At 71.6% G+C, this 25,125-nt stretch carries 25 protein-coding genes; 12 read left to right on the top strand and 13 right to left on the bottom strand.

What is annotated here, in order from left to right:
- Positions 1-102 precede the first annotated feature (102 nt).
- Positions 103-513 (top strand): VOC family protein, encoded by a 411-nt coding sequence (locus tag ABR738_RS27310; protein ID WP_350232603.1) that lies wholly within the window; start codon positions 103-105, stop codon positions 511-513.
- A 16-nt stretch (positions 514-529) separates the two neighbouring features.
- Here ABR738_RS27310 and ABR738_RS27305 read toward each other — a convergent pair whose 3' ends face one another.
- From ABR738_RS27305 to ABR738_RS27285, 5 genes are all read right to left on the bottom strand, one after another.
- On the bottom strand, positions 530-886 hold the full coding sequence (locus ABR738_RS27305; protein WP_350232602.1) for a GntR family transcriptional regulator: 357 nt from the start codon (positions 884-886) through the stop codon (positions 530-532).
- Positions 886-1,851: a DUF1648 domain-containing protein gene (locus tag ABR738_RS27300; protein ID WP_350232601.1), complete on the bottom strand. Its 966-nt coding sequence runs from the start codon at positions 1,849-1,851 to the stop codon at positions 886-888. Before ABR738_RS27300 ends, ABR738_RS27305 begins: the two co-directional genes overlap by 1 nt.
- A gap of 252 nt (positions 1,852-2,103) precedes the next feature.
- On the bottom strand, positions 2,104-2,550 hold the full coding sequence (locus ABR738_RS27295; RefSeq protein WP_350232600.1) for a DUF6304 family protein: 447 nt from the start codon (positions 2,548-2,550) through the stop codon (positions 2,104-2,106).
- 197 nt (positions 2,551-2,747) lie between these two features.
- Positions 2,748-3,779 carry a family 2 encapsulin nanocompartment cargo protein polyprenyl transferase gene (locus ABR738_RS27290; RefSeq protein WP_350232599.1) on the bottom strand — a complete coding sequence of 344 codons (1,032 nt, stop codon included), beginning with the start codon at positions 3,777-3,779 and terminating at the stop codon, positions 2,748-2,750.
- Positions 3,780-3,854: 75 nt separating this feature from the next.
- Positions 3,855-5,252: a family 2B encapsulin nanocompartment shell protein gene (locus tag ABR738_RS27285; RefSeq protein WP_350232598.1), complete on the bottom strand. Its 1,398-nt coding sequence runs from the start codon at positions 5,250-5,252 to the stop codon at positions 3,855-3,857.
- 206 nt (positions 5,253-5,458) lie between these two features.
- On the opposite strand from ABR738_RS27285, the gene ABR738_RS27280 reads away from it, so the two are divergent.
- The 4 genes from ABR738_RS27280 (at position 5,459) to ABR738_RS27265 (ending at position 8,799) form a co-directional block, all read left to right on the top strand.
- On the top strand, positions 5,459-5,911 hold the full coding sequence (locus ABR738_RS27280) for an RrF2 family transcriptional regulator (protein ID WP_350232597.1): 453 nt from the start codon (positions 5,459-5,461) through the stop codon (positions 5,909-5,911).
- 88 nt (positions 5,912-5,999) lie between these two features.
- A complete protein-coding gene (locus ABR738_RS27275) occupies positions 6,000-7,190 on the top strand; it encodes a globin domain-containing protein (protein ID WP_350232596.1) in 1,191 nt (396 codons plus the stop codon).
- A 126-nt stretch (positions 7,191-7,316) separates the two neighbouring features.
- Entirely contained in the window at positions 7,317-7,907 is a 591-nt protein-coding gene (locus ABR738_RS27270; RefSeq protein ID WP_350232595.1) for an N-acetylmuramoyl-L-alanine amidase, read from the top strand.
- A 10-nt stretch (positions 7,908-7,917) separates the two neighbouring features.
- Positions 7,918-8,799, top strand: a complete 882-nt coding sequence (locus tag ABR738_RS27265) for a 1-aminocyclopropane-1-carboxylate deaminase/D-cysteine desulfhydrase (RefSeq protein WP_350232594.1) — start codon at positions 7,918-7,920, stop codon at positions 8,797-8,799.
- A 313-nt stretch (positions 8,800-9,112) separates the two neighbouring features.
- On the opposite strand, the gene ABR738_RS27260 is transcribed toward ABR738_RS27265, so the two are convergent.
- On the bottom strand, positions 9,113-10,711 hold the full coding sequence (locus tag ABR738_RS27260) for a Na+/H+ antiporter (RefSeq protein WP_350232593.1): 1,599 nt from the start codon (positions 10,709-10,711) through the stop codon (positions 9,113-9,115).
- 56 nt (positions 10,712-10,767) lie between these two features.
- Here ABR738_RS27260 and ABR738_RS27255 point away from each other — a divergent pair, with 56 nt between their 5' ends.
- The 3 genes from ABR738_RS27255 (at position 10,768) to ABR738_RS27245 (ending at position 12,646) form a co-directional block, all read left to right on the top strand.
- Entirely contained in the window at positions 10,768-11,028 is a 261-nt protein-coding gene (locus ABR738_RS27255; RefSeq protein ID WP_350232592.1) for a UBP-type zinc finger domain-containing protein, read from the top strand.
- A gap of 257 nt (positions 11,029-11,285) precedes the next feature.
- On the top strand, positions 11,286-11,699 hold the full coding sequence (locus ABR738_RS27250) for an ATP-binding protein (RefSeq protein ID WP_067163834.1): 414 nt from the start codon (positions 11,286-11,288) through the stop codon (positions 11,697-11,699).
- Complete coding sequence (locus ABR738_RS27245; RefSeq protein ID WP_502964151.1) at positions 11,696-12,646, top strand: RNA polymerase sigma factor SigF; 951 nt, start codon at positions 11,696-11,698, stop codon at positions 12,644-12,646. The genes ABR738_RS27250 and ABR738_RS27245 overlap by 4 nt, the downstream gene beginning before the upstream one ends.
- 33 nt (positions 12,647-12,679) lie before the next feature.
- Here the strand turns inward: ABR738_RS27245 and ABR738_RS27240 are convergent, their stop codons facing one another.
- Positions 12,680-13,114 (bottom strand): hypothetical protein, encoded by a 435-nt coding sequence (locus ABR738_RS27240; protein ID WP_350232590.1) that lies wholly within the window; start codon positions 13,112-13,114, stop codon positions 12,680-12,682.
- Positions 13,115-13,207: 93 nt separating this feature from the next.
- Here ABR738_RS27240 and ABR738_RS27235 point away from each other — a divergent pair, with 93 nt between their 5' ends.
- Together ABR738_RS27235 and ABR738_RS27230 are read left to right on the top strand one after the other, a co-directional pair.
- Positions 13,208-14,173 (top strand): diacylglycerol/lipid kinase family protein, encoded by a 966-nt coding sequence (locus ABR738_RS27235; RefSeq protein WP_350232589.1) that lies wholly within the window; start codon positions 13,208-13,210, stop codon positions 14,171-14,173.
- A gap of 322 nt (positions 14,174-14,495) precedes the next feature.
- Complete coding sequence (locus ABR738_RS27230; RefSeq protein WP_004937597.1) at positions 14,496-14,753, top strand: WhiB family transcriptional regulator; 258 nt, start codon at positions 14,496-14,498, stop codon at positions 14,751-14,753.
- A gap of 206 nt (positions 14,754-14,959) precedes the next feature.
- On the opposite strand, the gene ABR738_RS27225 is transcribed toward ABR738_RS27230, so the two are convergent.
- Entirely contained in the window at positions 14,960-16,426 is a 1,467-nt protein-coding gene (locus tag ABR738_RS27225; RefSeq protein WP_350234765.1) for a sensor histidine kinase, read from the bottom strand.
- A gap of 402 nt (positions 16,427-16,828) precedes the next feature.
- Here ABR738_RS27225 and ABR738_RS27220 point away from each other — a divergent pair, with 402 nt between their 5' ends.
- Both ABR738_RS27220 and nagB read left to right on the top strand, forming a co-directional pair.
- Positions 16,829-17,581: an SDR family oxidoreductase gene (locus ABR738_RS27220; protein WP_350232588.1), complete on the top strand. Its 753-nt coding sequence runs from the start codon at positions 16,829-16,831 to the stop codon at positions 17,579-17,581.
- 291 nt (positions 17,582-17,872) lie between these two features.
- Complete coding sequence (gene nagB, locus ABR738_RS27215; RefSeq protein ID WP_350232587.1) at positions 17,873-18,658, top strand: glucosamine-6-phosphate deaminase; 786 nt, start codon at positions 17,873-17,875, stop codon at positions 18,656-18,658.
- Between the two features lie 425 nt (positions 18,659-19,083).
- Here the strand turns inward: nagB and ABR738_RS27210 are convergent, their stop codons facing one another.
- From ABR738_RS27210 to ABR738_RS27190, 5 genes are read right to left on the bottom strand one after another with little or no spacing between them, the layout of a single operon-like run.
- Complete coding sequence (locus ABR738_RS27210; RefSeq protein WP_350232586.1) at positions 19,084-20,253, bottom strand: MFS transporter; 1,170 nt, start codon at positions 20,251-20,253, stop codon at positions 19,084-19,086.
- 6 nt (positions 20,254-20,259) lie between these two features.
- Positions 20,260-20,805 carry a GNAT family N-acetyltransferase gene (locus tag ABR738_RS27205; protein ID WP_350232585.1) on the bottom strand — a complete coding sequence of 182 codons (546 nt, stop codon included), beginning with the start codon at positions 20,803-20,805 and terminating at the stop codon, positions 20,260-20,262.
- A complete protein-coding gene (locus tag ABR738_RS27200) occupies positions 20,802-21,971 on the bottom strand; it encodes a type III PLP-dependent enzyme (RefSeq protein ID WP_350232584.1) in 1,170 nt (389 codons plus the stop codon). The genes ABR738_RS27205 and ABR738_RS27200 overlap by 4 nt, the downstream gene beginning before the upstream one ends.
- The gene (locus ABR738_RS27195; RefSeq protein ID WP_350232583.1) at positions 21,964-23,283 is read right to left on the bottom strand and encodes a DUF6271 family protein; all 1,320 of its coding nucleotides are present in this window, start codon (positions 23,281-23,283) and stop codon (positions 21,964-21,966) included. Before ABR738_RS27195 ends, ABR738_RS27200 begins: the two co-directional genes overlap by 8 nt.
- Positions 23,265-24,335 (bottom strand): phytanoyl-CoA dioxygenase family protein, encoded by a 1,071-nt coding sequence (locus ABR738_RS27190; RefSeq protein ID WP_350232582.1) that lies wholly within the window; start codon positions 24,333-24,335, stop codon positions 23,265-23,267. Before ABR738_RS27190 ends, ABR738_RS27195 begins: the two co-directional genes overlap by 19 nt.
- Between the last annotated feature and the right edge of the window lie 790 nt (positions 24,336-25,125).

Here is a 25,125-nt window from a genome sequence, read left to right as displayed (position 1 = left end):
CACGTCACGCCCTGAGCCACCGTGAGGAGTGGCCGGGACGCCGGACGCGGCGTGACCCGGCGCACAGCGCGGAAGTGCGGCCTCCGGGTTAGGTTCGGTCGCATGGAACCTCTGGAGCCTCCCTACCCCCGGCTTCTCGTCGACCGTTACGAACCGGCGTTCCGTTTCTACGACGCCGTGCTCCCCCGGCTCACCGGTTGCGCCCTCGCACGAGGCAACGCCTCGTCCGGGTACGCCAGTTGGGACGCGGCGGAGGGCCGTACGGCGCTCGCGCTGTTCGCCCGGGCCGCGATGGTCGCCGCGCTCGGTGAGGACCGGGTGCCACGCGGCGGCGGGTCCCTGGTGATCCACGTGGCCTCGCGCGAGGCGCTGGACGCCGCCGTCGCGCTGTGCGCGGACGCGGGCGGCACCGTCGCGGCCCCGGCGCGGGACCTGCCGGAGTGGGGCCCGGGCATGCGGGCCGCACACATCCTGGACCCGGACGGGAACCTGGTGGAGCTCCAGACGTACTGACCACACGACGCCGCCCTCACCCGAGCCCGCGCCTCACCAGCCGCACCACCTCTTCTTCCGTAAGCCCCAACTCCCGCGCATCGGCGACCAGTTCGCGCACGCGCAGCATGAGGGCCGCCAGGCCCCCCGCCCCCGGGTCGCCCACGACCACCGCTCCCCGGCCCCGGCGCAGCTCGATCAGGCCCTCGTCGCGCAGGCGCTGGTAACCCCTCAGGACCGTATGAACGTTGACGCCCAGGGAGTCCGCGAGGGAGCGGGCCGAGGGCAGGCGGTCGCCGGGCGCCACCTCGCCCTCGGCGATCGCGCGGCGCACCGATGCCGCGATCTGGTCGCCGAGCGGCTGGGGCGAGGCGGGGTCGACACGGAAGAGCATCAGCGTCCCGCCTTCGCCCGGTGGGCCAGGGTGTTGAGCAGCGCCGCCGCCTTGGCCGAGTCGTCCACCGTCACCGCGAACTCCCGGCCGCTCAGGCGCCGTACGACGATCGCCTCGCCCGAGCGCAGCATGAGACCCGACCCGCCCGGACGGAAGCGGTAGCCCCAGCCCCCGTACTCCGTCGGAATGTCGATGTGCCTGCTGTCGGCCCGGTCGATGTCGGACAGCGGCACCCGTATGCGCGGCCAGGGCAGCACGGTGGGCCGGGCGGTCAGGCCGTGCCGGTCCACGGTGACGTAGGGGCGGGAGAAGGCGAGGCAGAGCAGGCCGGCCGGCAGTGCGCCGACCGCGCCGACCGGGCCCGCGGTGAGCATCAGTACGACGCCGAAGACGAGCAGCGCCACTCCCACCACGGACAGGACCCTCGATGGCGCCCGGCGCATCCAGCCGGCCGCCTCACCTTCGGCGAGGTCGAGACGCGGGGACTCGCCAGGACCCTGCGACGGCTCGGGGTCCGAGGCGGGCAGCGCCACCATGAGCAGCCGCCCGATGCCCGCCCCGAGCGCGCCGACGCCCGCGCCGACGGCGATGTGCCACAACGGCATCCGCACCCGGTCCGGGTCGCTCACGCCGGCGTTGGCGAGGAGCACGGCGACCATGAGGTACCCGACGAACCCCGCCGTGGCGTACCCGGCAGCGATCATCCAACGCGTGCCCCGCACGTTGGTGGCGGTCAGCACGACCAGACCCCAAACGGCTCCGAGCCCGAGGTGCAGGGCGGCGGCGAGGCCCAGGAAGGAGGCGCGGCTCGCCGTGTCGTCGGAGTGACCGCGCCCGGTGAAGTGACTGGCCATCGGCTCCGGCAGCCGGTCGCGAAGGAATGCGTACGCCGTCAGGTCGGCGGCAAGCGCGAGCAGGAACGGCAGCGCGGTGACGGCCATTAAGCGGTAGCGGACCCGGTTCATCGATGCCTCCTCGTGCGCACCTCTTCCCTGTTGGTTCGCCGTTGGTCCCCGTTGGGTGCGCGTGTTGTTTGCATAGTAGTAGAACAACGAGGATAGCGGGAGAACAATCCGGACCGGAGGAGGGAGGGAGACCGGAGGAGGGAGGGGAGCGCCCCCGGGACGACGTGGAGCGGCCGCCGTGCGCCGAGGAGTCCGGGGGCGGGCTCTTCGGGGCGCGGCGGCCGCGTGGGAAACAGACGGGAACGGGCTCGGCTAGATCGCGTCCAGGGCGGACGGCTGGAGGCTTGCGCCGGACGGGAGTTGGCGCCGGATGTCATTCAGGACCGAGCCGAAGTCGAGCTCCGCCCGGCCGCTGGCGTACACCGCTCCCCCGTAGTGCAGGGCGACGCCGAGGTCGGGCTCCGGCGGCTTGAGGGAGAGCAGACAGCTGAGCGTGGCCTCCTGGACGGCGCCGTCGTCCGATGAGATGGGCACGGGCATGTCCCATTCGAGGACGAAGTCACGGAGGTTCCCGCCGTCGAGCGCGAAGGTGCCGCTCTCCGTCGGTATCCCCGGTACGGGCCCGAGCGAGTCGAAGCTCGCTCCGGCGAAGTCGACCCCCCTGATCCGGGTCCGCAGTTGCGTCCCGTCCGTGGTGATCGTCAGCGCTTCTGATCCTAGGCGGTCGCGATACCAACCCGCCCATGACTGTGGTGTCATGGGCGGAGATTAGCGGCGTACCCTGCCGTTCGTCACAGGGGGTGACCGAAATGAGTGTTACCGCTTCCTTGTGCCCTTCGAGCCGAGCACCCCGTTGTCGCCTGAGCGGCGAGGCGGTCAACTGGGCTGCGATGGTCGGCAATTGGGGCGACTCCGGCCATTTCGGCACTCGCTGATGCCGGAATCCGTACGACGGCTCACCGGGCGCGGCGGGTCACGAACTCGGCGAGGGCCAGGAGTTCGCCCGCCGAGGTGAGGTCGGGCACGGCGCGCGCCAAGTGGCCGACGGCGCGGGACATCCGGTCGGCGGCGTGGATCTGGGCCCAGTCGCGCCCGCCGGCCCGCTCGACCGCGTCGGCGGCCCTGCGGACCGCTTCGGACCCCATCGGGCCCCGGTGGAGCCCGGCGAGTTCGGCGGCCGCCGGGGTGTCCGAGCCGAGCGCGGCGACGACCGGCAGGGACTTCTTGTGCGCGGCCAGGTCGGCGCCCGCGGGCTTCCCGGTGTGCCCGGGGTCGCCCCAGATGCCGATCAGGTCGTCGATGAGCTGGAAGGCGAGCCCCGCCTCGCGGCCGAACGCGTCCATGGCGGCGACCTCCTCGTCGCCCGCGCCCGCGTACAGAGCGCCGAGCGCGCAGGCGCAGCCGAGCAGCGCCCCCGTCCTGGCCATCGCCATGGCCAAGCACTCGTCGAGCGAGACGTCCTGGGGGCCCCGGTCCTCGAAGGCGCGATCGGCCTGCTGGCCCGCGCACAGCTCGATGACGCAGGCGGTGATCCGGGCGGAGGCGGCGGCGGCCGCGGGGTGCTGGTCGTCGGCGAGCACGCGCAGCGCGAGGGCGAGCAGCGCGTCCCCCACGAGGATGGCGTCCGCGGCGCCGAAGACGGTCCAGGCGGTGGGGCGGTGGTGCCGGGTGGCGTCCTCGTCGATGACGTCGTCGTGGAGCAGGTGGAAGTTGTGGACGAGTTCGACGGCGGCCGCCGCCCGTACCGCCGCTTCGGGACGGCCGCCGAACGCGGTCGCGGCGGCCAGCACGAGGGCCGGGCGGATCGCCTTGCCCGCGTGGGCGCCGGCCGGGGTGCCGTCGGCCTGCTCCCAGCCGAAGTGGTATTGGGCGACCCGGCGCATGGATCGCGGCAACGACTGGACGGTCTCGCGCAGTTGGGGATTGACGACGGCGCGGGTCCGCTCAAGGAGTTCAACGGCCTCGCGGCCCTCCATGGCATCCGGCATTGCCAACAGGTGTGGCCTTTCTCCGAGGGGACGTCGGCGCCGGGCGCACCGCGCGGGTGCGCCCGGTCCTGAGGCTCACCGCCAGCGGCTGACCTCGACGTTCTCCAGGACGCCGAGCGCGTCGGGCACCAGGATGGCGGCCGAATAGTACGCCGTGACCAGGTAGGAGATGATCGCCTGCTCGTCGATGCCCATGAAGCGCACCGAAAGGCTCGGCTCGACCTCGTCCGGGATGCCGGACTGCTGGAGGCCGATGACGCCCTGCTGCTCCTCGCCGGTACGCATGCACAGGATCGAGGTCGTACGGGCCTCGCTCACCGGGATCTTGTTGCACGGGAAGATCGGCACCCCGCGCCAGGCCATCAGGTGGGTGCCCGCCACCTCGACGGACTCGGGGACCAGGCCGCGCTTGTTGCACTCGCGCCCGAAGGCGGCGATCGCGCGGGGGTGGGCGAGGAAGAGCTTGGAACCGCGGCGGCGCGAGAGCAGTTCGTCCATGTCGTCGGGGCTCGGCACGCCGTCGTGCGGCTGGATCCGCTGGCCGTAGTCGCAGTTGGACAGGAGGCCGAACTCGCGGTTGTTGATGAGCTCGTGTTCCTGGCGCTCGCGCAGCGCCTCGACCGTCAGACGGAGCTGGTGCTCGGTCTGGTTCATCGGCTGGTTGTAGAGGTCGGCGACGCGGCTGTGGACCTTCAACACGGTCTGCGCCACGGAGAGTTCGTACTCGCGGGGGGCGCTCTCGTAGTCGACGAAGGTGTGCGGGATGACCGCTTCGCCGACGTGGCCTGCCGACAGGTCGATCGCCGCTTCGCCGTACTTGTTGGTGCGCTGCTCCGGCAGGCTGGAAACCGCCGTGAGGTGGGCCTGCAACGACTCGGAGCGCTCGGCGAGGTTCAGCACGTCGGCCCGGCTGAGGACCAGGACGGTGCACGCGGTGGTGGCGCGGACCGACCACTGCCAGGTGGCGTCGCCCGAGACGAGGGCCTGCTCGCCGAAGTAGGCGCCGTCGGCGAGGAAGCCGAGGCCCGTCTCCGCGCCGTACTGGCCGGCGCCGACCTTCTCGGCCCTGCCGTGCGCGAGCAGGAACACCCGGTCCGTCACATCGCCCGCGGTGACGATGACCTCGCCCGCCCCGTACTCGCGCTGCTCACAGCGGCCGGCGAGCTCGCTGAGCGCCCCGTCGTCCTCGTAGTCGCGCAGGGCCGGCAGCTCACCCAGTTCGGCGGGGATGACGGCGACCCGCTCCCCGGTCTGCACGAAGGTGACCCGGCCGTCTCCCACGGAGTAGCTGAGCCGTCGGTTGACCCGGTACGTACCGCCCTGCACCTGCACCCACGGCAGCGTGCGCAGCAGCCACCGGGAGGTGATCTCCTGCATCTGGGGGGCGGACTTGGTGGTGGTCGCCAAGTTCCGCGCGGCGGCTGTGCCGAGACTCTGTTGCGCGCGGTTCTCGGGACCTGCCTCGACCGACATGTGACTCCTTACTGGGCGCTCTCGCGATCTTCAAGCCGTACTGCGCTGAGAACCCTCCCATTACGGAGAGTCGGCGCGCCATTACTCAAATGAGTGGGACTAGAACGCCTCCGGTACGGGCAGTCCCGCGCGCCGCTCGAACAGTTCCCGGCGGGCGGCGGGGTCTTTAATTTGCCGCGTGGATGCACCTTCTCTACGGTGCTCGCATGCGGCTGACGAGATTCACCGATTTGGCGCTGCGGGTGCTGATGCGCCTGGCCGTCGTCGAGAACACCGAGGCCGCGGATGGCCAGGCCCCGCCCACCACGCGGGAGGTGGCGGACGCGATGCGCATCGCCTACACCCACACCGCCAAGGTCGTCGCCCGGCTCCAGCACCTCGGCCTCATCGAGGCGCGGCGCGGCCGGGGCGGAGGCCTCACGCTCACCACCGCGGGCCGTCTGGCCTCGGTGGGCGGCCTGGTGCGGGAGCTCGAGGGGCCGGGCGACGTGGTGGACTGCGAGGGTACGGTGCCGTGCCCGCTCGCCGCCGCGTGCCGGCTGCGCCGGGCGCTGCGCCGCGCCCAGGAGGCGTTCTACGACTCCCTCGACGAGCTCACCGTGGAAGACCTGGTCGCCGCCCCGACGGGCCCGCTGCTGCTCGGCATCACCCTGCGCTGATCCGCCCACCCCACCCCCGGATCCGGGTGCCGGAGCTCCTTAAATTAGAGTCTCGAATACCAATTCAAGGCCCCAAGGAGAGTCAGCGATGCTGTCCGAGAAGTCGACCGCGACCGTACGCGCCACCCTGCCCGCCGTCGGAGCGGCCATCGGCACCATCACCGAACGGTTCTACGAGCGTCTGTTCGCCGCGCACCCCGGGCTGCTGCGCGACCTGTTCAACCGGGGCAACCAGGCGGCCGGCCTCCAGAAGCAGGCGCTCGCCGGGTCCATAGCCGCGTTCGCCACCCACCTGGTGGACCGCCCGGAGGACCGTCCGGACGTCATGCTCGGCCGCATCGCCCACAAGCACGCCTCCCTCGGCGTCACCGCCGAGCAGTACAAGGTCGTCCACGAGCACCTTTTCGCCGCCATCGTGGAGGTGCTCGGCGAGGCGGTGACCGCTGAGGTGGCCGAGGCATGGGACGAGGTGTACTGGCTGATGGCCAACGCCCTCATCGCCATCGAGGACCGCCTCTACGCGGAACGCGGCGTGCTCGCGGGCGACGTCTGGCGCGAGTGGACCGTGGCCGGGCGCACCGAGGAGACCGCCGACTGCGCCACCTTCCGCCTGCGCCCCGCCGACGGCGCGCCCGCCCCGGACTTCAAGCCCGGCCAGTACGTCTCCGTCCAGGTCGAACTGGCCGACGGCGCCCGTCAGATCCGCCAGTACAGCCTCACCTCCGCGCCCGGTGGCGAGCTGCGCTCCATCACCGTCAAGCGCGTCAAGGGCGCCCCTGACGGCGAGGTTTCCAGCCACCTCCACGCCCGGGTCCGCGAGGGCGACACGCTGCGCGTCTCGGCCCCGTACGGTGACCTCGTGCTCGACGGCGGCGACGCTCCTCTGCTGCTCGCCTCCGCCGGGGTCGGCTGCACCCCGATGGTGTCCATGCTGGAGCAGCTGGCGGCCGAAGGGCACCGCTCCCCGGTGACCGTGGTGCACGCCGACCGCTCCCCCGCAGAGCACCCGCTGCGCGACGACCACGCGGCGCTGACCGCCAAACTCCCGCACGCGGCCGCCCACTTCTGGTACGAGAACCCGGAGCCCGGCCACCCCGCCGACCGCACCGGTCTGGTCGACCTGACGGCGCTCCCGGTGCCGTCGGGCACCCGCGCCTACCTCTGCGGCCCGCTCCCGTTCATGCGCGCGGTCCGCACCCAGCTGCTCGCCAAGGGCGTGGCGGCGGCCGACATCCACTACGAGGTCTTCGGCCCCGACCTCTGGCTCGCCCAGGACTGACGCGTCGCGCGGCGGCGGCGGGCTGTCCGGATCGGCTCGCTCACCAAACCGAACAGATCGCCCCATAGCGGGAGTTGGGGTACAAGCGGTATGAGATGTTCCGTACCGCTATGGAAGGAGGCGGCCATGGCCCCACCCATGTCCGCAGACCAGTTCCTCGCCGCCCTGCGCGCCGAAGGCCTCACCGTCGTGGAGACCGGCCAGTGGCGCGGCCACAACCGGGCCGGGCACGGCGGCTGGGGCCCGGTCAACGGCGTCGTCATCCACCACACCGCCACCAGCGGGTCCGACGCGACGGTCCGCCTCTGCTACGACGGTTACGAGTCGCTGCCGGGACCGCTGTGCCACGGCGTGATCACCAAGGACGGCCGGGTCCACCTCGTCGGCAACGGCCGGGCCAACCACGCGGGCGCGGGCGACGGTGATGTGCTGCGCGCCGTGATCGCCGAGAAGCGGCTGCCGCCGCCGGTGAAGAACGACACCGACGGGAACACGCACTTCTACGGCTTCGAGTGCGAGAACCTGGGGGACGGCAAGGACCCGTGGCCCCAGGCCCAGCTCGACGCCGTCGAGAAGGCGGCGGCCGCCGTCTGCCGTCACTACCGCTGGACCGAGCGCTCCGTCATCGGCCACAAGGAGTGGCAGGTCGGCAAGGTGGATCCGCGCGGGTTCACCATGGACTGGCTGCGCGAACGCGTGCGCGACCGGCTGAAGTGACAATGGACGCATGAACCCCGAAACGCTCGCCCCCCGCCTGCCCTCCCCCCTGGAGGAGGCGGCGGACGAGCGTTTCGCGCGGCACGGGGTACGGCTCTTCCTCAAGCGGGACGATCTGATCCACCCCGACCTGGTCGGCAACAAATGGCGCAAGCTGATCCTCAACCTGCGGGCCGCGGCGGGCCGGCCCGTCCTCACCTTCGGCGGCGCCTACTCCAACCACCTGCGCGCGACCGCCGCGGCCGGGCGGCTGCTCGGCTTCCCCACGATCGGGGTCGTACGCGGCGACGAGCTCGCGGGCCGGCCGCTCAACCCCTCCCTCGCCCGGTGCGCGGCGGACGGCATGCGGCTCCACTTCGTCGACCGCGCGCTCTACCGGCGCAAGTCCTCGCCGGACGTGCTCGCGGGCCTGCTCGACCTGCTCGGGCGTGACGCGTACGTCGTGCCCGAGGGCGGCAGCAACTCCCTTGCGGTACGGGGCTGTACGGCGCTCGGCGAGGAGCTGCGCGGAGTAACGGACGTGGTCGGGGTGGCCTGCGGCACCGGCGGCACCCTGGCCGGCCTGGCCGCCGGTCTCGCCCCCGGCCAGCGGGCGATCGGGGTGCCGGTCCTGAAGGGCGGCTTCCTGACCGGGCAGATCCGCGCCCTTCAGCGCGAGGCCTTCGGCGAGGAGCGGGGGGACTGGACCCTGGACGAGCGCTTCCACTTCGGCGGGTACGCGCGGGTGCCGCCCGAACTGGACGCGTTCGCGCGGGACTTCGAGGAGCGGCACGGGGTGGGGGTGGAGCGGGTGTATGTGGCGAAGCTGCTTTACGCGCTGCTGGGGTTGGCGGAGGAGGCCGCGTTCCCCTCAGGCACCCGCCTGACAGCAACCATCACGGGCCACCCGTGACCCCGTCCCCGCGCCCCTGGGCAAGGCCCGCGCCGGCCCGCACCAACACCCTCAGCCCGTCCGGCGCTCGGGGCTGAGCCCCAGGGACCCCGGGCGCGAACCGTGCGTGGCTGGTCGCGCAGTTCCCCGCGCCCCTGACTACTTGGCGCCGGCCCGCACCAACACCCTCAGCCCGTCCGGCGCTCGGGGCTGAGCCCCAGGGACCCCGGGCGCGAACCGTGCGTGGCTGGTCGCGCAGTTCCCCGCGCCCCTGGCAGGGTTCATGCCGGCCGGCGCGGGCAACCTCAGCCCGTCCTTCGGATCGCGGCCGTGGCTAGGGCTCGCCCTCTCGGTAGGCGGCCGCTTCTTCCAGGTCCAGCCTGCGCAGCAACGTCCGCATCATCTCGTCATCGATCCGCCGAGCATCCCGCAGGGAGACGAAGACCTCCCGCTCCGCCTCGATCATCGCGCGCGAAAGCCGCCGGTAGGTGTCGTCCGCCGACTCCCCCGTCTCCGCGTTGACCGCCCCCAGCCGCTCCCACACCGCGTTGCGCCGCCGCTCAAGGACCGTCCGCAGGCGGGCCGCGAGCGGCGGCGGCAGGGCGTTGCGGTCGTCGGCAAGGAGCTCGTCCAGGCGGGCCTCGGCCGCGCGTGAGGCCTCGCTCTGGGCCTGCGCCTCGGCCAGTGTCTCGGCCTGCACGTCCCGCCCGGGAAGCCCGAGCAGCCGGATCAGCGGGGGCAGCGTGAGCCCCTGCACGACCAGCGTGCCGATCACCGTCGTGAAGGTGAGGAAGAGGACGAGATTGCGCGCGGGGAAGGCGGAACCGTCCGCCATGGTCAGCGGGATCGAGAAGGCGATGGCGAGGGAGACCACGCCCCGCATCCCGGCCCACCCCACGATCACCGGCGCCGTCCAGTCGACCTGCGGCTCCCGGCGCCGTACCTTCTCCGACAGCGCGCGCGGCAGGAACGTGGCGGGAAAGACCCAGACGAACCGGACCGCCACCACCAGCGCGAACACCACCGCCGCGTACCAGGCGGCCTCACCGCCCCCGTACTCCCCAAGTCCCTTGAGCACGACCGGCATTTGCAGTCCGATCAGCGCGAACACCGCGGATTCGAGGACGAAGGCGACCATCTTCCAGACCGCCTCCTCCTGGAGCCGGGTCGCGAAGTCCACCTGCCAGGAACGGTGGCCGAGGTAGAGGGCCACCACGACGACCGCGAGCACCCCGGACGCCCCGACCTGCTCGGCCGCCGCGTACGCGACGAACGGGATGAGCAGCGACAGCGTGTTCTGGAGCAGCGCCTCACGCAGATGGCGGCGCAGCCAGTGGATCGGCAGCATGAGCACGAGCCCGACGCCGATGCCCCCCACGGAGGCGAGCGCGAACTCCTTGAGCCCGCCGCCCCAGGTGGCCCCGGCCCCCACGGCCGAGGCGAGCGCCACCTTGTACGCGGTGATGGCGGTCGCGTCGTTCACCAGGGACTCCCCCTGGAGGATCGTGGTGATCCGGCTCGGCAGCCGCAGCCGGCGCGCGATGGCGGTGGCGGCGACCGCGTCCGGCGGCGCGATCACCGCGCCCAGCACGAGCGCCGCGGTGATCGGCAGATCGGGCACCAGAAGGTACGCGAGAGCGCCGACGGCCACCGTCGCGAACAGGGTGTACCCGACCGAAAGCAGCGCCACCGGCCGCACGTTGGCCCGCAGATCGAGGTAGGAACTCTCCAGGGCCGCCGTGTGCAGCAGCGGGGGCAGGACGAGCGGCAGCACGACGTGCGGGTCCAGGGTGTACGCGGGGACGCCGGGCACGTACGCCGCGACCAGTCCCACCGCGACCAGGAGCAGCGGCGCGGGCACCGGCGTCCTGCGTGCTCCCCCCGCGACCGCCGCGCTCGCCGCGATCAGCGCCACCAGCGGCAATGCGTCCATCAGATCCGTCCGTCCCCATTCACCCGCGCCGGGCGCTCCGTCGTAACCTGGCCATCATGAGCGAGTGTCCGCACGTTGCAGAACTGCCGCGCCCCGAGCCGGCCCCGCTGAACGACACCTGCCCGGAGTGCCTGAAGGAGGGTACGCATCCCGTACAGCTGCGGCTGTGTCTGGTCTGTGGTCACGTCGGCTGCTGCGACTCCTCGCCGCACCAGCACGCCACGGCCCACTTCAAGGAGACCGGGCACGCGGTGATGCGCACCTTCGAGCCGGGCGAGAGCTGGCGCTGGTGTTTCGTGGACGGACTGCTGGTGTGATGACGGGGGTTCGACCCGGCGGTGCCTGGGTACGTCAACCCGGTCCCGGTTCACAGCAATTGGGCACCGCAAACCTCTAGCCACTGTCCGTACTCGTGGGCTTACCATGAGTGACAGCCGCCGGAAGAGCTTCCGGCGACAGGGCACCATGGATCGCGATAGCGTCGCCAGTCCAGGTACGGACCCCGTACCCACGGCCCCGGGATCTCCCCGCTCCCCGGGCCCCGACAGAGCTTTGTGCCACCTTGGAGGTGAGGGTGTCCCAGATCGCAGGCGAGCCCGGTAATCAGGACTTCGTGGAGGTCCGGCTGCCGGCCGCGGGTGCCTACCTGTCAGTGCTGCGTACGGCCACGGCCGGTCTCGCGGCACGGTTGGACTTCACCCTCGACGAGATCGAGGACCTGCGCATCGCGGTCGACGAGGCCTGCGCGATCCTCCTCCAGCAGGCCGTACCGGGTTCGGTGCTGAGCTGCGTGTTCCGCCTCGTCGACGACTCGCTGGAGGTCACCGTCTCCGCCCCGACCACCGACGGCCGGGCCCCTGAGCGCGACACCTTCGCCTGGACGGTGCTCTCCGCCCTGGCCGGCAAGGTCGACTCCTCGGTGGCCGATGACCGCACGGTCTCCATCAGCCTGTACAAACAGCGCGGCGCGGGACCCGGACCGGCGTGAGCGGGGAGGGTCCGGTGCGGGACGACGAGCGCAATCCCGACGTGCCGCGCTCCGCGGACATCCCGGAGCAGCAGGCCCGGCCGCACCCGGTGGATGGCCCTGCGGATGGCCCAGATGGCGTTTGGTACGCGGCGGAGCAGGCAGAGCGGGCGGCCCTTATGAGCGAGCACACCGAGCACAGGCACCACGATCCGCACGACCGCAGCGGGGCGCGGGCGATGTTCATCCAGCTGCGCGAGCTGCCCGAGGGCTCCCCGCAGAAGGCCGAGCTGCGCAATCAGCTGGTACGGATGCATCTGCCTCTGGTCGAACACCTGGCGCGGCGCTTTCGCAACCGGGGCGAACCGCTCGACGACCTGACCCAGGTCGCCACGATCGGCCTGATCAAGTCGGTGGACCGGTTCGACCCCGAGCGGGGCGTGGAGTTCTCGACGTACGCGACCCCCACCGTGGTCGGCGAGATCAAGCGGCACTTCCGCGACAAGGGCTGGGCGGTGCGGGTCCCGCGCCGGCTCCAGGAGCTGCGGCTCGCGCTCACCACGGCGACGGCCGAGCTGTCCCAGCAGCACGGCCGCTCACCGACGGTGCACGAGCTGGCCGAGCGCCTTGGCATCTCGGAGGAGGAGGTCCTTGAGGGCCTGGAGTCGGCGAACGCCTACTCCACGCTCTCCCTGGACGTGCCGGACACGGACGACGAGTCGCCCGCGGTGGCGGACACCCTGGGCGCCGAGGACGAGGCGCTTGAGGGGGTCGAGTACCGGGAGTCCCTGAAGCCGCTGCTCGAAGACCTGCCGCCGCGCGAGAAGCGGATTCTGCTGCTGCGCTTCTTCGGGAACATGACGCAGTCCCAGATCGCGCAGGAGGTCGGCATCTCGCAGATGCACGTCTCCCGGCTGCTGGCCCGCACGCTGGCGCAGCTGCGCGAGCGGCTGCTCGTCGAAGAGTAGAGGCCGAGCGGGCAGGCTCCGTCCGGTGCGCGGTTACGCGTCGCGCACCGGACCGCGGATGCCGAGCGCCTGGGTGGTGGCCGGGTTCACGAGGAGCACCAGGCCGGTGACGGCCACGGCGGCCAGCGCGATGCCCGCGGGGATCCAGGGGGCGCCGTCGGAGTTGAGGAACATCCAGGCGACCGGGAGCGCCATGATCTGGGTGATCATGGCGGGGCCCCGGCTCCAGCGGCGGCGCAGCAGCAGGCCGCGCGCGGCGATCAGCGGGATCAGGCCGAGGACCACCAGGGTCAGGCCGCCCGTCTCGGCCTGGGTGGGCCGGTCGGGCTTGCCGGTCAGGCCCATCACGAGCATGAAGAGGCCACCGGCGACCAGGGCGAGCCCTTCGAGACCGGACAGCGCGGCCGCGGCGGTCAGCCGGCCGGGGCGCGGTCCCTCGGGGGTTTCGGGGGTCTGCTCAGTACTCACCCAGCCAGGGTAGCCCGGCCGGCGCCCGTCTCCCGGGTCCGGCCGCCCGGGCCAGGTGCGCCTCAATACCCCCCGGTAGGTAGTCTGGCGCCCATGCGTGCACTTCTCGTGGTCAACCCGGCGGCTACCACCACCAGTGCGCGCACGCGTGATGTCCTGCTGCACGCGCTGGCCAGCGAGATGAAGCTGGAGGCGGTGACCACCGAGTACCGGGGGCACGCCAAGGACCTCGGGCGGCGGGCTGCCGAGAGCAGTGACATCGATCTCGTGGTGGCGCTCGGCGGTGACGGCACCGTCAACGAGGTCGTGAACGGCCTGCTGCACAACGGTCCGAGCCCCGAGCTCCCGGAATTCGCGGTGGTGCCCGGCGGTTCGACGAATGTGTTCGCGCGCGCTCTGGGACTGCCCAATGACGCTGTGGAGTCGACCGGTGTCATTCTGGACGCGTTGCGCGAGAACCGGAGCAGGACGGTCAGCCTCGGTCTGGCGTCGGGAGTCCCGGGAACGGCGGACGAGGGCGTTCCTGAACGCTGGTTCACTTTCTGTGCCGGGTTCGGATTCGACGCGGGTGTGGTGGGCCGGGTCGAACAACAGCGGGAGCGTGGAAAGCGCTCGACGCACGCCCTCTATTTGCGCCAGGTGGCGCGCCAGTTCTTCGGCGAGCCCCACCGCAGACACGGCCAGATCACGCTGGAGCGGCCGGACGGGGAGACGGTCGAAGACCTCGTGCTCTCCATAGTCTGCAACACCTCCCCCTACACCTACCTGGGCAATCGTCCTCTGTACGCGTCCCCGGAGGCCTCCTTCGACGCGGCCCTCGACGTGCTGGCGCTGACCCGGATGACCACCCCCTCCGCGACGCGTTACGCGACCCAGTTGCTCACTTCCACGCCAGAACGGGGTCCGCGCGGCAAGCACGCGGTTTCCCTGCACGACTTGACGGACTTCACCTTGCATTCCAAGGCCCCGCTCCCCTTCCAGATGGACGGCGACCACCTGGGGCTGCGGAGCAGCGTCGCGTTCACAGGCGTACGCCGTGCACTGCGTGTGATTGTGTGAGTGGAAGGGCCCAAAGTCCTTTCACTCGAACGTTTAGGCTGGCATCCACCCCATGGAAGTACGACTGTGACCCAGTCGACACCGAGGAATCCAAAAAAACTTTCCGGAAGGGGTTGTATCCGCCGCCGAGGTTTGCGAATCTCTACATGGCGATCGGGACGGCCCGCAACACCGGCCTCCACTGAAAGCCAGAACCCCTCCTCAAAACCCGGACCACCACCAGTCCAACTGGAAGATGGCCCTTCCCTTGTTGAGGGATTCGTGAAAGCGTTCACATTCACAAGCACCCCCCCCGCACGTAACACCAAGAGAGGTAGCAGCCATGGACTGGCGTCACAACGCCGTTTGTCGTGAGGAAGACCCCGAGCTGTTCTTCCCCATCGGCAACACCGGTCCTGCGCTGCTGCAGATCGAGGAAGCCAAGGCCGTCTGCCGCCGCTGCCCCGTCATGGAGCAGTGCCTGCAGTGGGCGCTCGAGTCCGGCCAGGACTCCGGCGTCTGGGGTGGCCTCAGCGAGGACGAGCGCCGCGCGATGAAGCGCCGTGCCGCTCGCAACCGGGCGCGCAACGCGACCGCCTGAGCCCCCACACCTGCCTTAGCCCCGCGCGGCGCGTACAGAGCGTACGCACTCACCGCCCCCCGAGCCGCAGCGCGCAGCAGTAGAAACAAACCCACAGCATTCGAGCCCCGAACCGTGTCACATGGTTCGGGGCTCGCTGCTGTGCAGGGCGGTATGGGCCGTCCGGATCATCAAGGCCGTGTACGCCGGCGGAGCCCGGGTACGCGCTACTTCTCGGGGCCCACCGGGATGTCGAGCACGACCTTCGTGCCGCGCTCCGGGGCCGGGACCATGTCGAAGCTTCCGCCCAACTCGCCCTCCACCAGGGTCCGTACGATCTGGAGGCCCAGGTTTCCCGTGCGTTTCGCGTCAAAGCCCTCGGGCAGTCCCCGGCCGTCGTCCCGCACGGTGATCAGCAGCCGGGAGTCCTCGCGGGTGCCGCCGCGCAGCGCCGCCACCTCGACCGAGCCCTGGTCGCCGGGGACGAAGGCGTGCTCAAGGGCGTTCTGCAACACCTCGGTCAGGACCATGGACAGCGGGGTGGCGACCTCGGCGTCGAGTATTCCGAAGCGGCCGGTGCGACGGCAGTCGATCTTGCCGGGTGAGATCTCGGCGACCATGGCGAGGACCCGGTCGGCGATCTCGTCGAACTCGACGCGTTCGTCCAGGTTCTGCGACAGCGTCTCGTGCACGATGGCGATCGAACCGACGCGCCTGACCGCCTCGTTGAGTGCTTCCCGGCCCTGGTCGGAGTCCATCCGGCGGGACTGGAGACGCAACAGGGCAGCCACCGTCTGGAGGTTGTTCTTCACCCGGTGGTGGATCTCGCGGATGGTGGCGTCCTTGGTGATCAACTCCCGCTCCCGGCGGCGCAGTTCGGTCACGTCGCGCAGCAGCACGAGCGATCCGATCCGCGTGCCCTTCGGCTTGAGCGGGATGGCGCGCAGCTGGATGACGCCGTCGTTGCCCTCGACCTCGGCCTCGCGGGGCGCGTAGCCGCTGGCGAGTTTGGCGATGGCCTCGTCCACCGGTCCGCGCGAGGGCGCGAGCTCGGCGGTGAGCTGGCCCAGGTGCTGGCCCACGAGGTCCGAGGCGAGGCCGAGCCGGTGGTAGGCGGAGAGCGCGTTGGGCGAGGCGTACTGGACGATGCCGTCGGCGTCCAGCCTGATCAGGCCGTCACCGGCGCGCGGTGACGCGTCCATGTCCACCTGCTGGCCGGGGAAGGGGAAGGACCCGGCGGCGATCATCTGAGCGAGGTCGGACGCGGACTGGAGATAGGTGAGTTCGAGCCGTGAGGGTGTACGGACGGTGAGCAGATTGGTGTTCCGCGCGATGACGCCGAGAACGCGGCCCTCGCGGCGTACGGGAATGGACTCGACGCGGACCGGGACCTCCTCGCGCCACTCCGGATCGCCCTCGCGCACGATGCGGCCCTCGTCGAGAGCGGCGTCCAGGAGCGGGCGCCGGCCGCGCGGGACGAGGTGGCCGACCATGTCGTCCTGGTAGGAGGTCGGGCCGGTGTTGGGGCGCATCTGGGCGACCGACACATAGCGGGTGCCGTCCAGGGTGGGGACCCACAGGACGAGGTCGGCGAAGGAGAGGTCGGAGAGCAGCTGCCACTCCGAGACCAGCAGGTGCAGCCACTCGAGGTCGGACTCACTCAGAGCGGTGTGCTGGCGGACGAGGTCGTTCATGGAGGGCACGAGGCGAGCGTACCCGCGGATCTCGGCCGATATGACTGCGGGCCGCGGCGCCGGGACGGGACCCTCAGCCCGTCCGGGCACCGCAGCCCGGTTGCCGGCCGACGGGTGTGCGGTCCCCTCGGCCGTCAAAGAGAGGTCACGGCGCGGTCAGGGCAGAGAGCGCCGGGGCCTCGGTTCCGCCCGCCTGTGCGGGGTGGGCGGAAGCGCGGTGTGTTCATTGTGGACTAGACCATTCTGCCCTGTCCATCCGTATGCACGACGCAATATCCCGTGCCGGCCCCGAGGGCGCAACCTTCCGGGGCCGGCACTCTTCTGTAATTACCGCTACAGAATGTGTTACGTTCCTTCCGTAGCGACCGCTACATAATTCACCGGGGTGGAAGGGGCACGGCCATGGGCTCGCTCGACGGGAAGACGGCGCTGGTCACGGGCGGCAGCAGGGGGATCGGGCGGGGCATCGCCGAACGGCTCGGGCGGGACGGGGCGCGCGTGGGGGTGCACTACGCCACCAACGCGGCGGCGGCCAAGGAGACGGTCGCGGTCATCGAGGCGGCGGGCGGCTCGGCCTTCACCGTCGGCCAGGAGCTGGGGGTCCCGGGGGACGCGGCGGCGCTGTGGGAAGCCTTCGACCGCGAGGCCGACGGGGTGGACATCCTCGTGAACAACGCGGGGATCGGGTGGCCCGTGCCGTTCGGGGAGGTCACGGAGGAGACGTACGATCGGTTCTTCGCGGTCAACGCCAGGGCGCCGTTCTTCGTGACGCAGCTCGGCCTGTCCCGCCTGCGGGACGGGGGGCGCGTCATCAACATCTCCAGCGGGCTGGCCCGCGCGGCCATGATGCCGCAGACGCTCACCTACGCGATGACCAAGGGCGCGCTGGACGTCCTGACCCGCAACCTGTCCAAGGTCCTCGGGCCGCGCGGGATCACGGTCAACTCGGTGGCGCCCGGGGTGATCGACACCGACATCAACGCGGACTGGCTGCGGGCGGACGACGGGGCGTGGGCGGCGACGGCGGCGATGTCGCCGCTGGGCAGGGTCGGTGAGGCGTCCGACATCGCCGACGCGGTGGCGTTCCTGGCCTCGGACGACGGGCGCTGGATCACGGGCCAGTGGCTGGACGCGACGGGCGGGGCGATCGCCTAGGGCGGCGGGCGGGGCGGGTCCGTCGCGCGGGCGGGGTGGGTCCGTCGCGCGGGCGGGGCGGGTCCGTCGCGCGGGCGGGGCGGGTCCGTCGCGCGGGCGGGGTGCTTCATCGTGCGGGCGGGGTGGGTCCGTCGCGCGGGCGGGGTGCTTCATCGTGCGTGCCCCCCAATGGCCGTCTCCGTATGCGTGACGGCAACCCCGTCGGACGACCATGGGGAGGGGCGCTCCCTCTGCTAGATTGGTCTATACCACGCCCGTTGCAGTATCACGTCACCAGATCGGCAGGCCCTCGTGGAAGTTGTCATCGTCCCGGACGCCAAGGCAGGCGGCGAGCTCATCGCGGAGTCGATCGCCGCCCTGTGGCGACGCAAGCCCGACGCGCTGCTCGGCGTGGCCACCGGATCGACCCCGATCCCGATCTACGAGGCCCTGACGGCCAAGGTCTTGGCCGGTGACGTGGACGTCTCGCGGGCGCGGGTGTGCCAGCTCGACGAGTACGTGGGGCTGCCGGCCGGGCACCCCGAGTCCTACCGTGCCACGGTGATCCGGCAGGTCGTCGAGCCGCTCGGGCTCGGCGCCGACTCCTTCATCGGCCCGGACGGCTCCGCCGATGACGTACAGGCGGCGTGCGAGGCGTACGACCTCGCGCTGGCCTCGGCCGGCGGTGTGGACCTCCAGATCCTGGGGATCGGCACCGACGGGCACATCGGCTTCAACGAGCCCTGCTCCTCGCTCGCCTCGCGTACCCGGATCAAGACGCTGACCGAGCAGACCCGGGTCGACAACGCGCGGTTCTTCGACGACGACATCGACCAGGTGCCGCACCATGTGATCACGCAGGGTATCGGCACGATCCTGGAGGCGCGGCACCTGGTGCTGCTCGCGACGGGTGAGGGCAAGGCGGAGGCGGTGGCGCAGACCGTGGAGGGGCCGGTGGCGGCGGTTGTTCCGGCGTCGGCGTTGCAGTTGCACCGGCATGCGACGGTTGTCGTGGACGAGGCGGCGGCGTCCAAGCTGAAGCTTGCGCCGTACTTCCGGCACACGTTCGCCAACAAGCCGGTGTGGCAGGGGCTTTAGCCTCCCCGGGGTGCGTTGCGCCTGGGCGGCGGGCGGGGGTGGGGGTGCGCGTTACGCGGGGCGTCCGGGGTGCGTGTGCGGCACCCTTCGCGCAGTTCCCCGCGCCCCTGAGCACGCGCTGCGCGTCGTAGGGCCGTCTGCCCCTGCGGGCCGTGCGTGGCCGTTCGCGCAGTTCCCCGCGCCCCTGGAAGCGCGCTCCGCGCGCATAGGCCGAGATCCCGTGCGGACCGTCCCTGGCTGAGGGGCGCGAGGAACCGCGCGACCAGCCACCTACCGGCTGCGGCCAAGCACGTGCTCAACCACCCCAGGGGCGCGAGGAACCGCGCGACCAGCCACCTGCCGCCTGCCGTCACGCACTCGCCCGAACCACCCAGGGGCGCGGGGAACTGCGCAAACGGCACTCAGCCCGCGGCCGCCCCGCGCGGTCACGGCGTCGCCAATGATGGGAAGCGGATGCGCGTGCTGCACAGGGAGACGGCCAGGGCCGAGACCGCCACCGCGCCCATCCCCCACGCCAGACTCGTGCCGCTCGCGATGAATCCGATCACCGCGGGCCCTGCCAACAACCCCGTCGTCCCCATCGCCGCGACCAGCGCCAACGCGTCCGAACCCTGCCGCGCCGCCGCCACGTACACGCACGGCGTCACCGCCGCGATGCCGAGTCCGACGCAGGCGAAGCCGAGCAGCGCCGGGACCACCCCGCCCGCCAGCAGGGCCAGCGCGAGGCCCGCACCGGCCAGCGCGCTGCCGGCCCGCACCACGCGCTCGTCGCCCCACTTGCCGCGCCAGCCGTCCGCGAAGAGCCGGGCCAGCACCATCATGACCGAGACGACCGCGATGCCCAGCGGCGCGAGGGAGGCCGTCGCGCCGGCGCTGTCCTTCAGATAGAGCGCGGACCAGTCGTTCATGGCCCCCTCGGTGACCGTCCCGAACGCCATCGCGAGCCCCATCCAGATGGTCACCCGGGTGGGCAGGGCCGGCCTGCGGCGCTTCTCCGCGGCGGGCCGCGCCGGCTCGGCCGCGCTCTGGTCCTGCGGCAGCAGACCTCCCCGCGCGCCCAGCACCAGAACCACCAGCAGCGCCGTCGCCGCGCCGAAGTGGACCGGCAGGGCCGGGGAAAGCGCCGTCACGCCGGAGGCGAGCAGCGCGGCCAACAGCGAACCGGCGCTGAACGTCGCGTGCATCCTGGCCATCGTCGTGCGCTGGTAGGCGACCTCCAACGCGGCCGCCTGCGCGTTCATCGCCACGTTCAGGCACCCGACCGCGATCCCGTCGAAGAACGCGATGAGCAGCGTCACCGGGTAGTCGGGCGTGACCGAGAACGCCAGCAGGACCGCGCCGAGGCAGAGCGTGGAGCAGATCGCGAGCCGCCGCGAGCCCAGCCGTTTCGTGAGGACCGCCACGAGCGGGAAGGAGACCGCCGCGCCCGCCCCGCAGGCCATGAGGAGCAGCCCGAGCTCCGCCTCGGACAGGCCGAGCCGCGTCTTGAGGGCTGGGATGCGGGAGACCCACGTGGCGTACTGGAAGCCGAGACAGCAGAACAGGGCCGCGATCGCCACTTGGGAGCGGCGGTATGCGTCGAAGGGGCCGAACATGCGGATTTAGCCTACTTCCATGGACATGTACACCGCGTTCGCTCCGTAGCTCGGCGGCAGTTCGACCTCGGGACGGGGCTGGTAGCCGAGCGGGGCCCAGACGACATGGGCTCCCCTGACGGCCACCATGGAGATGCGCTCGTAGCCCAACCCCCGCGCCACGGAGCGCAGATGAGTGAGCAGGCGGGGCCCGAGGCCCCGGCCGCGCAGATGCTCCGCGATCACCAGGTCGTGCGCGTGCAGGTTGCGCGTCGCCGCCGGGGGCAGTGGACCCGCTTCCTCCGCCCTGCTGAGATCCGGGCTGCTCAGCGGCGGGTACGGCAGGGCGAGGAGGTAGCCGCCGACGCGCCCCTCGTGCTCCACCACGAAGCATGTGCCGGGCGCGTAACGGGACTTGAGGGCCGCCCGCCCCTCCGACAGACCGTCCCGCGCATAGGCGCCGGCTTCCAGGGCCACGATCGCGTCCCAGTCGCCATCGGCCAGCGGGCGGATGACGATGTCCGGGTCCAGTACGAGCCTGTCGTCCGGGACGGTGTTCAGCTGCGGCGTCACCGCGAACCTCCGATGCAGGTGTACGGCAGCGGGTCGAAGCCGTTGAAACCCTGGGTGGTGTAGCCGACGGCGTAGGCGCCGCAGGAGTGGATCCAGACCGGATCCCCCGAGGCGGCCGACGCGGGCACCCGCACCGGCCCCGCCTCGTCGAACGCGTCGTCGCTGTCGCAGGTGGGCCCGGCGACCACGGCCGCGACGCGCGGGCCCGTGTCGTGGCCGGGGAACTCGAGGCGGTACTGCAACGCGTCCATCTCGTACAGACCGTTGAACTTGCCGCAGCTCAGATACAGCCAGTGCCGGCGCGTTCCGTCGTGCCCGCGCCGCGCCGAGAGCCGGGAGACCCGGGCCCGGATCGCGCCGTGGTCGGCGACCAGGTGCCGACCGGGCTCCAGCAGGAACATCAGGGGCGACGCCGACTCCGCGCGCAGCCGCTCCATTCCTTCGCGCAGCACCGCGAAGATCTTGTCGAGGGGCGGGTCGAGCGGCCGGCCCGCCCTGTCGAGGCAGCCGAGCGCGGGCAGGCCGCCGCCGAGGTTGATCCGGTCGAGCAGGATGCCGCGCCCGTTCAGGGTCACGACCAGGTCCGTCAGGTCGTCGATGGCGCTTTGCCAGGCCTCGGCCGTCATCTGCTGCGAGCCGACGTGCACGGACAGACCCGAGGGGACGAGGCCGGTGTCCCGGGCCAATTCCAGGACCCGTACGGCGTCGTCGGCCGAGCAGCCGAACTTGCGGCTCAGGCCCCACAGTGCGCCCTCACCGCTGGTGGCGAGGCGGCAGAACACGCGGGAGCCGGGCGCGTGCTGTGCGATGGCGCGGACGTCCTCGACGCTGTCGGTGGCGAAGTCGCGTACGCCCATGCGGTACGCGGCGGCGATGTCCTGGTCCGATTTGATCGTGTTGCCGTAGTGGATCAGACCGGCCGGCACACCGGTCGCCAGGGCCTGCTCGATCTCGTTGGGGCCGGCCGCGTCGAAGCCCGCGCCCTTCGCGGCGAGGCAGGCAAGCACCTCGTCCACGGGGCACGCCTTCATCGCGAACCGGACCGCGACGCCGGGCAGTTCACGCAGCAGCGCCGCGTACTGCCCCTCGATCCCGGTGAGGTCGAAGAAGATCCGGTCGTCGGTGGCGGCCGCGAGGGCCGCCCGGATGGCCGCGCTCTCACGCATCGTCGCCGCCTTGGAGCGGACCCAGCAACTTGGCGGCCGCCACCAGCGGCCCCCACTCCTCGATGAGCAGCGCGAAGTCCTCGGTGTCGGCCTGCGCCTCGTCGAGCAGGCGATCGCGCAGCGGCATGAGGTGGTCGGCGAACTCGGCGTACTTTCCGCCCAGTTGGCGGTAGCAGCGATCGAGGACGTCGAGTCTGCGGATGTTCTCGGCGCGGTCCTCGCCCGTGCTGTGGGCGACCAGCGCGCCGATCGCGTCGGCGCGGACGTGGTGGCGCTCGTCGAGCAGCGCGCCACGGACGCGCTCCATCTCCGTGTAGACGGGATAGAGGTAGAGCATCGACAGGAGGAACTTGGTCCACCGCAGCTGGTAGGCGGTGAATCCGGGCCCGGTGCGCCGCTCGGGGGTGTAGTAGTTCACGATGTTGCGGTTGTGCACCACGCCGGGAAGCGTCGCGTCCCGCACCACGTGCAGCAGGAAGTAGTCGCTGCCTATGGTGCTGGTGGCGGGCGGCAGCGGCACGCGTTCATAGACCTCGCGGTCGAGGGCGATGTTGCACATGTCGACCCGCCAGATGTCGGGGGTGCCGAGCGTGGACTCGTCGTGCGTGAAGGGGTCGGTCCCGGCGCCGACGAAGGAGTCGTCGACCAGCTCGCGGCGCTCCTCGGGCGGGGTGCCGGCCTCGGCCCACAGGCCGACCACCTCGTAGTAGATCTCCGGGTCCAGGTCGCGTATCTCCCCGATGTCCACCGACAGCTCACCCACGAAGGAACTGCCCACCATCGACACCGGCTTGTACACGTCGGCCGGGTCAAGGCGGGTCCTGGTGACGCCGGGCAGGGCGTCCACGGCGCGCTTGCCGAGGGACAGCAGTTCGTGGTGGATGGGGAAGACGGGTTCGCCGTCGAGTATCTGGTAGCTGCTGTCGGAGTCCCTGCGGTGCACGGACTCGCAGCCCAGCGCGCTCGCGATCAGGAACGCGCGGTTGGTGCAGGCCCCGTAGGACACACCGGCGGGCAGCATGAGGTCGAGCATCAGGTCGGGCTTGGCGACGCCGGCGCCCTCGATGACCCGCCGCAGGAAGTCGCGCTGGCGCGCCTCGTCGAGATGGTGCACGACGACGCCGGGGGACGGTGCCAACTCGCTTACGGTACGGGCGTGTTCGGTGCGAGTACGGTCGTCGGAGGAGTCCAGGACGAGCAGGTGGACCTCGACGTCGAAGTGGGCGGCGGCGTGTGCGGCCTCCTCGTGGACGGCCACGAGAGTGGCCGCGCACGCCCGGTTGGTGGGCAGCGTCAGGCAGATGCGTCGCACGCGGGCTCCTCCGTGGGGGCCACGGGCCCGGTGGTGCCCCACGACGCGAGGCCCAGCAGCTTGGCGCCGAGGTCGTCGAGGGCGGCGGTGGGGTACCGGAGCGCTTCGGGGCGGCGCGCGTCACCGACGAGCGTCTTGTTCCAGTCCGGGGTGCTGAGGGTGCGCCAGGACTCCACGCGCGAGGCGCGCACCTCGTGGTCCGATTCGAGCGCGGGCATCATCGAGAGGTACTGGACCGCGCGGACACCGTTGTCAGAGGTGTTGCGGGCCACGCCGTGCGCGAGCAGGCCGTTCCAGATCAGCAGGTCGCCGGCCTTGAGCTCGGGGCGGACGACCGGGAACTCGGCGCGGTCGGCGTTCGGCCTGATGGGGTCGCGGTCGGCGGGCTGTGCGACCTTCCACTCCTCGAAGCGGCGGAACAGCTCGGGCGAGCACTGGAAACCGCCGTGGTCGTCCTGGGTGTCGTTGAGCGCGATGATGCCCTGGACGCGCTGCGGCAACACACCGAGCGTGGTGTCGACGTCCCAGTGCAGCTCGATGTCGAAGCCCGTGTCGGTGGGCTCGATGTGCGCGCGGTCGCGGTCCTTGATGTTGGGCGGGTTCAGGTTGAGCCGGTCGAGGGTGACCCACAGCTCCTCGCAGTCCCACACGTCGGCGAACGCCTCGTACACCCGCCGCGTCTGACGGCTGTCCCACAGGAGCTGGTGGTGGTACGCCTCCACGAACCCGTAGACGTGCAGGTGCTGTTCGAGCTCGGTGGCGAAGACCCGGTCCTCGGAGTACCAGGTCTCGGGGCGCTCGGGGTCCAGGCCCTGGAAGTCCCAGGCGAAGTCGAGGAGGCGGCGCGCGGCGGCGGCCGGGATCGCCTCCCTGACGATGACGTAGCCGTACGTCTGCCAGAAGGCGAAGTCCTCCTCGGAGAGCACGCGCAGAGGGCGCGTCTTGTCGATGTCGCGCAGCGGGGTGCGGGCGAGGTAGGTCTCACCGCCGTCCGAGCTGAAGTAGGGACGGGCCGAGGCGGCTCGGTAGAGGTGACGGTCGGGGGCCGGCATGCGATCACTCCGGTGGTCGGGGGTCGGGGGTCGTTGGCGTGGGGATCCCGGTGGCACGGGGAACCGGGCCCGGGCGCGGGCGCGGTGGGGTGGCGGCGGGGCGGGGATCGGCGGGGTGCGGTGGCCGGTGCGGACCGGGCGCCTTCGGCCGGGTGTGGTCACGGCCGGTCGGCGGCGGGCGGCGCGGCGGGCGGGGTCGGCTTGCGGTCGTGCTCGCGTCCGGCGCCGGGCGTGCGGCCGGTAACGGCCGCGAGGTGTGCGGCGCCGGGCGGTACGGGACGCTCCCGGGCGGCCCTCGTTCCGGCCGCTTCACCCTGGGGCGTTGCGCGGGCAAACAGGCTCGGAGCGACCGGACTTGGCGGGCTGGGCGCCTCGTCGCGCCGGCCGGCCACCCGGCGGAGAGTGTCCCTCTCGACGACGACAGGGCCGGGGTGCCACCTCCTTGCGCTCGGTGCCGCTCATGGGTCGAGGGCACCCTCACCGATCTTGCGTTCCTCCAAGGTGGACTAGACCAACTTCTGGTGTCAAGCCCGAAGTTGAGGCCGTACAAGTCCGGAATCGGGCCAGTTCACGCACCGGACACACGACGGATACGTACTGTCAAGTAGACCGCCCCGTCGTCGAGTTGAGGGCCTTCCGGCGGGGAATCCGGAACGCGTGGCTCCGGAGAACCGGCGCGATTCGGCCCTCGCGTACACCGAAATTCGGCCCCTTCGTACATCCCCCGCGCGGGGTGGCCGGCGCCCGCACTGGGCCCGCACCCGGCCCGCACATGCAAACGTGGCGGGGT

The organism is Streptomyces sp. Edi4 (genome assembly GCF_040253615.1).
Taxonomy (GTDB): Bacteria; Actinomycetota; Actinomycetes; order Streptomycetales; family Streptomycetaceae; genus Streptomyces.
This window is presented reverse-complemented; position numbering and strand designations above follow the sequence as displayed.